This window comes from Pseudomonas sp. VMV1 (assembly GCF_056790235.1).
In genome coordinates this window covers 1-6,596 of sequence record NZ_JBXGSE010000022.1, presented here as the reverse complement: position 1 = coordinate 6,596, position 6,596 = coordinate 1, and the positions used below count along the sequence as shown (strand labels likewise).

The 6,596-nt window shown below is 60.8% G+C and carries 7 protein-coding genes and 1 pseudogene; 2 read left to right on the top strand and 6 right to left on the bottom strand.

Annotated elements, in window-relative coordinates:
• Positions 1-565: 565 nt before the first annotated feature.
• The 3 genes from ACUCV0_RS23800 to ACUCV0_RS23790 form a co-directional block, all read right to left on the bottom strand.
• A complete protein-coding gene (locus ACUCV0_RS23800; RefSeq protein ID WP_482213900.1) occupies positions 566-2,500 on the bottom strand; it encodes a helicase associated domain-containing protein in 1,935 nt (644 codons plus the stop codon).
• A 72-nt stretch (positions 2,501-2,572) separates the two neighbouring features.
• The gene (locus ACUCV0_RS23795) at positions 2,573-2,998 is read right to left on the bottom strand and encodes a hypothetical protein (RefSeq protein WP_482213899.1); all 426 of its coding nucleotides are present in this window, start codon (positions 2,996-2,998) and stop codon (positions 2,573-2,575) included.
• Positions 2,999-3,269: 271 nt separating this feature from the next.
• Positions 3,270-3,668, bottom strand: coding sequence for a hypothetical protein (locus ACUCV0_RS23790; protein WP_158896952.1), 399 nt, complete (start codon positions 3,666-3,668; stop codon positions 3,270-3,272).
• A gap of 260 nt (positions 3,669-3,928) precedes the next feature.
• On the opposite strand from ACUCV0_RS23790, the gene ACUCV0_RS23785 reads away from it, so the two are divergent.
• Together ACUCV0_RS23785 and ACUCV0_RS23780 are read left to right on the top strand one after the other, a co-directional pair.
• Complete coding sequence (locus ACUCV0_RS23785) at positions 3,929-4,183, top strand: AbrB/MazE/SpoVT family DNA-binding domain-containing protein (RefSeq protein WP_158896953.1); 255 nt, start codon at positions 3,929-3,931, stop codon at positions 4,181-4,183.
• On the top strand, positions 4,180-4,527 hold the full coding sequence (locus ACUCV0_RS23780; RefSeq protein WP_158896954.1) for a type II toxin-antitoxin system ChpB family toxin: 348 nt from the start codon (positions 4,180-4,182) through the stop codon (positions 4,525-4,527). The genes ACUCV0_RS23785 and ACUCV0_RS23780 overlap by 4 nt, the downstream gene beginning before the upstream one ends.
• A gap of 114 nt (positions 4,528-4,641) precedes the next feature.
• Here ACUCV0_RS23780 and ACUCV0_RS23775 read toward each other — a convergent pair whose 3' ends face one another.
• The 3 genes and pseudogenes from ACUCV0_RS23775 to ACUCV0_RS23765 all read right to left on the bottom strand — a co-directional run bounded on the left by ACUCV0_RS23775 (position 4,642) and on the right by ACUCV0_RS23765 (position 5,676).
• On the bottom strand, positions 4,642-4,833 hold the full coding sequence (locus tag ACUCV0_RS23775) for a hypothetical protein (RefSeq protein ID WP_256664656.1): 192 nt from the start codon (positions 4,831-4,833) through the stop codon (positions 4,642-4,644).
• An 11-nt stretch (positions 4,834-4,844) separates the two neighbouring features.
• Positions 4,845-5,303, bottom strand: a pseudogene (locus ACUCV0_RS23770) (alpha/beta fold hydrolase); the annotation flags it as partial.
• A 103-nt stretch (positions 5,304-5,406) separates the two neighbouring features.
• A complete protein-coding gene (locus ACUCV0_RS23765; protein WP_482213898.1) occupies positions 5,407-5,676 on the bottom strand; it encodes an alpha/beta fold hydrolase in 270 nt (89 codons plus the stop codon).
• Between the last annotated feature and the right edge of the window lie 920 nt (positions 5,677-6,596).

The window sequence follows — 6,596 nt, the reverse complement described above, 5'->3', positions numbered from 1 at the left end:
CTGCTTACCTGCTTACCTGCTTACCTGCTTACCTGCTTACCTGCTTACCTGCTTACCTGCGTGCCTAAGTAGGGCGTAGCCTCTCAACCGTTCAGCATAACAAGCACCGAAGCTCGTCCTGATGACAAGAAAGCCGGCGAGCAGTTAAGAAGCACGCAAGTACTCATATGCGTAAGTGCTTAAGCACGCATTAGCGTGCTCACGCAGAGCACGCGTTGGTGTCCACCAATTACGTACGATAGAGCTCAGCACGTGCGCTGGTGCAGCAATTGCGGGCCGGCTCCCTGCATTGCCAACTGGGCGGCAACCAATTCAAACCATCCACGTAAGTGCTTACATGCGTACGCGCTTACGCATGTAAGCACTTAAGCATATATTTGGCTAAGCACGATGCGTATGGTTTGAAATTCTTCCGGCCAAAGGACATTCGATTGCCCCTGAGCAGGGGGAGAGCCGGACGGTATGCTTGCCCTGTATCAGCTGCGGCACGACGGAACCGATTCGCACCGTTGTAGGCAGGAGCATCATGCAGTCCTAGTAGTAGGAAGTTAGCTAGGCATCGAGGTCAGTCGAGTAAACCCAAAGCAAAAAGCTTTTCACGTTTCTCTAAGGAGAGCTTATTGGTCCTAGCCAAGGTTCGCTGCCGAGAAACCCACGCCCCGATTTTCATTCCACTATCAGTCACGTACTTGGCAGGCAAGCTCGTGCTACGGTTGCGATTGATGTACGTCACAACTTCAGAAAAGTACGCTCGCCACGCGTCTTCAGCGGGATCGAAGCTAAAACCGAGTGCTACTAGGCGTAGGTGATCATCATCACCTGCGCGGCTTTTCAGTCGTGTCCGCTGGTTTGAACACCACCTGCCGAGCTTGTAACCATCTACGCTGACGTATGCAATCGCCACATCGCAGTGGCCATGCTCCGCCTTGAATTTCTCTAGGTGCTGCAGGCCTTGGTCGAATGCTGCGCCGAACACCTCCCACACGAAGCCCAGCTGGTTCAGAAGCTCAATGCGTTGCTGGTCCATCTGCCCGTCGCGGTAGCGCGCACGCTGATTCCCTACCCAGGTACCAAGCGCTGTCCCATCGGGCAGCACATAGTCGAGCGGTACATTCACATGGCCATACTGAGCGCAGAAATCCTTCAGCGCGACATAGGCGGCTTCCCAGCGGGCATCCAGCACCCCAGCGTCGAAGTCGAAGCCAAGGGCGGCCAGCCGATCTCGTCTGGACAGGTCGATCTGACGACTTCGCTGGTTTCGGCACCAGTCCGCCAGGTCGGTACCGTCGACGAGCACTTGGCGTTGGGCAACACGCAGTTGGCCGTGCTGCTCCTTGAACGCCACGAGCGCCTGATACCGTTTCTCCCAGGCGTCATCGAATGGGCTCAGGGTGAAGCCCAGCGCTTCAAGCAACGTTTTTTTGCGCGGCGCCAGCCGACCGAGGCGATAGGCCTTGCGCTGCTCGCTGCACCAGTGGCCCAGGGCAACGCCGTCTGCAGTGACGACGTCAGCGGCAGGGGAGGGCGATCCCGTCTCCGCCATGTAACTGCGCAAGGCTTCATACCCCCGCTCCCAAGCGTGCTCGCGCGGATCAAATTCGAAGCCAACGGCCTCCAGCTGCTCGGCACGGTTGGGCGCTATCCGGCCTAGTCGGTGAAGCGCACGCTGGCGTGAGCACCAGGCGCCCAGGGTATGCCCACCGGGTGTTCGGTAGCTTCGGGCCACCCGGGCATGGCCACGGTCAGCCACGAAGGCACGCAGGAGGCCGTAATAGCGCGGCCAACTGCCGGCAATGCGCCCTACTAGCTCCGTCGAAAGCAAAGCTTTGAGGCTAGCGGCCCAGTCGCCGGCGTCGGGACGGCCTAAAGGCGCGATGACGTGCAGCTTGTTGAACCAGCCGGGGGAGGCAGCCTTTCCGGTTTCGCCCTGGTCCACTGCGGCGCGATGAACCTCGTTGAGCATGGCGTCGTCTTGCTCGGCGAGCGCCGCCAGGGTCCGCCAGACCGTGGACATGTCGCTGCGCGCCACGGCCTGGACGAGCGATTCACTGGAGCTGCGCTTTAGGCGCAGGGGAATAAGCACATAGCCGTAGCGCTTGCCTGGTGCCTTGCGCACTGCGCGGCCCAGCGCCTGGACGATGTAGACGTGACTTTCCCGACGATGCATAAAGGCGACCAGATCAGTATCCGGCACATCCACCCCTTCAGCTAGGCAGCGAGCACAGGACAGCGCCGCGCGCGGGGCCCGGCCGTACTGGTGCAGCAGTCGCGGGCGCTGCCATGAGGGGAAAGAGCCGTCGATGTGACGGGCCCAGAACTCGCTCTCGCCGACGGCTTCACGCAGCGCCGTCGCGAAGCGCTTCGACTGCGAGATACGGGAATAAAAAGCGAAGGCTTTGCGGGCGCCGACGTCGGTCATAGCCCGCAGCAACTCCTGGGCGTGCACCGCGTAGCGGCGCTCCTCATCATCCAGTGCTGCGGCGAGCTGCTCGTCGTCCACTTCCTCCACGGAAATGATGACGCGGAAATCGCAGATGATGCCTACGGCGACGGCGGCGGAGTAGCTGAGCTCTTAGGCGACCGGACCGAAGACCGCCTCATCCGTCATGGAGTGAGTCGGCCCCGCCCCAGCCGGACCCTCCTCTTCGGCGATAGCCAACGGTGTCGCGGTGAAGAAAAGGCGCCGGTTGATCCGCAGGGTAGGGTGATCGTTCAGGGCGAAGCTGTTGCGGCGGCCGGCGGCGCCCGCCGTTTTGTGCGCCTCGTCCAGGATCCCTAGGTCAAACGCGAAGCCTGGTGGAAGACCTTGGGCGAGGGTAGGGGCACTGGCATAGGTGCCCAGTACGATCACGTCTCGACCTAGGGTACCGACCTTCAGCGCGATCTCCTCCGGCGAGGTAGTGACCGCAACCGGCAGATCCTCGAGCACCTCGTGCTCATCGTCGAGCATTGCCACGCTCTCATCGCTGCAGACGCACAGCACGCGTTCCAGATCCAACTCCGCGTTACCCGCCCAGGCCTGCAGCGTCTGGCTGACCAGGGCGAGCGAGGGTAGGAAGATGACGATACTGCGGGCACCGAGCGCTGCGGCAACCCCCTGTGCGAGCCGAGTCTTTCACGTCCCGCACGCCATATGCACCTGCAGCCGGGCGCGCCGCTTGAATCCGTCCAGGATGCAGGCGCGGGCTTCGAGCTGGTGAGGGGCGAGGAGGCTGGAAGAAAACTGCATCGGTATTAGGCGGCGGTGACGTAGTGGAGGAGAGTGGTCATTATCGCACCGAATCGACTGGTGCTTCAGGCGCTCGCTCGCGCACGGCGATACCGCGCCGCTGACGGGCGCTGGCCTTGCGGGCTGAAGTCCCTCCATGCTGCGCCGCCAGGTCTTCATCGGACCAGACGCCCAGCAGCTCCGCAATCTCCCTGAGGGATGTCTTGTTCGTGAGAACCTGCTCGCCGCAGCGGATTGCCTGGATCTGCACCAGGCCGCAGCCGGCGCGGGCTGCCGAGGCCTCATCGGATAAGCGTGGTAGCAGCGCCTGCAATTTGGCTGTCCAGCTCGGGGCGCCGCGAGTCGACGGGATACCGCAGTCCCGACGCAATTTGTTGACTATGGGCTGGACGATGCCGAGCGCCGAGCCAATCTGCGGGTCACTGAACGTGTTCAGCATGGCGTCCGTCTCTGACTGATCCGGCAGGGGCCAAGAGGTGCCACCCCGCGTACGTACCTCGCGCCGAGTGCAAGGTAGATGTGGATTGTTTGTTCACGGCAGCGACGGTTTTGGTTTACATCATTGTGAATAGGCTGTTTGACCTCAGCCTTGATGTGACAGCTTTGTCGCAGAGACTAGTAACGTAGATACGTTGTATCTACTCCCTGCCCGGGCTACACTGAGGTATATCTACGGTGTATATACGTCAGGAGGTCCATGTGGAAGTGAAAATTCAGCAGTGGGGTAATAGTGCGGCGATCCGCTTGCCATCTGCCGTGCTCAAGCAAATGAGCTTGAGCGTTGGCTATGTGCTGAGCCTTGATGTGACGCCTGATGCGTTGACTCTCAAGCCCACCAAACCCAAGCCTCATTACAAGCTTGCGGAACTCATGGCCAAGTGCGATTTGAACGCGTCGGAGCCGGCTGAACTTGCCGCTTGGAACGCCATGCAGCCGGTGGGACGTGAAGCGTGAAGCGAGCGAAGTATGGTCGCGGCGATATCGTGCGCGTAAACCTGAACCCTACTGCCGGTCGTGAACAGCAAGGTGACTTCCGCCCGGCGCTGATCCTGACGCCGGCTGCGTATAACGCGACTGGCCTTGCAGTGATTGCTCCCATCACCCAGGGAGGTGACTTCGCTCGCTATGCAGGTTTTGCTGTCACCTTGACGGGTGCCGGTACCGAAACGCAGGGCGTGATCCTTTGCAACCAGATCCGTTCAGCTGACTTGGAAGCTCGTGGCGCCAAGCGCGTCGAAGGTGTGCCGGATTTCGTAGTGGACGATGCATTGGCCCGAGTTCAGGCGTTATTTGAATAGGTAATGCTCACCGAGGAAGGGCGGAAGCGAGGCGAACACTTCGGTAGGAGATTCCTCCGGTTGCAGATGACCGCCTGGTAGGGTCTGTCCGCGAACGTTCCGCGCCCACCGGCGCTATATCGCCGTAGGCAACTCGCCGGTGACCTGGGCCGCCGACCAAAGCATGAGCAGCGGGCAATCCACACGCCGGCCCCGAGCCTGGTCCGCGAGATCGTCCACCAAGTCCTCGTCGGCGCCGGCGCGGTAGTCCTCGCAGATCGCTCGGCGCACTGCAGGATCGCGAAAGGCCTCGCGATAGGCTGCCAACGCATGCGGCTCAACGCATTCAAGCCCACCCGCCATGCGCGCCGCGCCTGGTCGATAAAGGCATCGGGATTGCCCGCCAGAAGGCGCTCGGGCAGGTCGCTCGGTTGAGCCAGAAAGGTCCAGTGAAAATTCGCCAGCCCGTGCGCTCGGTCGAAGGACTCCCACACCTCTGGTGTGGGCACCACGGTGAGCGCCGCATAGCGCTCGACTCGAGCCGGATGGCCCAGCGCCAGTCGGTAGCCGACGCGAGCGCCGCGGTCATGGCTAACCACGGCAAAGGTCCTAAGCCCGAGGGCGTCCATAAGCTCCAGCAGGGCCGCCGCTACGCGTCGCTTGGTCCAGCGAGACTCCTTGTTATGCTGACGGCTGGCGCCGTAGCCCGGCAGATCAGGCACCACCACGCGATACGTCCGGGCAAGCTCCGGGGCAACGCGGCGCCAGGCGAGGTGAGTCTGGGGATATCCGTGCAACAGCAGAACGGCCGGGCGCTGGCCGCCGATTACACCGCGGAGGCTGCCTACGAGGTGTCCACGCAGAGCCGCTCGAAACCAGGGAAATCGGAGACAGTCATGGCTAGCGTCTCTCTACGCGGTCGACGAAGGTTGCCAAGTCCTGATTGAAGCGCGAGGCCTCTTCTAGGAACGGCGCGTGCCCCAATTCAGCGTAGCGCGTGACCGTGACGCGCGGATTCAGCGCCTGGGCCCGGGCGATGGATGGCTCTGGCCGTACGAGGGCGTCCTTTTCGCCATACAGCAGCCAGACCGGTACCTGCGCGCGGCCCAATCCGGCGGCGGCCGCCACATCCTGACCCTGCACGGCGCTCTGCATATCCCAGGATGCCATGGAGGCGTTGGCTTACAGGCGCTGGAACACCGCCTGCGCTGGCGGCGTGGCGAAGCACAAAGCGAGAAAATCTCGGATGGCATCCAGATGTGTGCGCAGATCAGTTGAGACCAGGGCCAAAAGCAGCCGCTCAGAAGCGGAGTCTTTCGACCCCATAGCTACCTTAGGCCCAGCAACTGATCGCCGAAACCGTCTTTCTCGACCAGCCTTAATCGAGCGCGTCCGCTGGCTGCGGGACCCGTGCTTCCCTGTGTCGATCAGACATTTGGATCTGCGATGACCTTGATGTCCTAGCCGCCGATGCGTGCCTCACCGCTTTGCAGGATAAAAGGGATAGCAGATCAGGCCATAGAATTCGCGCGTCATCTGATTGCGTGCTACTCATTGTCGTCTAGCCTGCTAATTGGCACACCTGTCACGGGGTTCGCTATGGATAGTCTCAGAGCGCGGCTAGAGGCACTGGATCCTCCAGTAAAATCTTTTCTGGAGTGGCGCGCAGACGGCTGGCTCGTCTGCTTGGTTGACCCTTCCGTTCCTGCCATGGTTTATCGAGTTATTGAATGGTCAGTGATGAACGATCTTGGTCAGACCAATATGATCATCTTGCATGCTGTCAATGAATTAAGACGCAAAGGATCAAATCTCCCGCTAGAAGCCGATACAGCGCTTTTGGCAAGAGGATTGTGAATGAGCATGGCGTAGAAAAAGAAAAGGCCCATATTCCGATACAGGCCTTGGCTCAACACCTTGGGGGCAGGACGAGCCCAAGCAGCAAGCAGCAAGCAGCAAGCAGCAAGCAGCAAGCAGCAAGCAGCAAGCAGCAAGCAGCAAGCAGCAAGCAGCAAGCAGCAAGCAGCAAGCAGAGACCACGTTAGTTAAAAACGTGTAATGCAAAGATGAAATTCGTTGCATTTGACGTC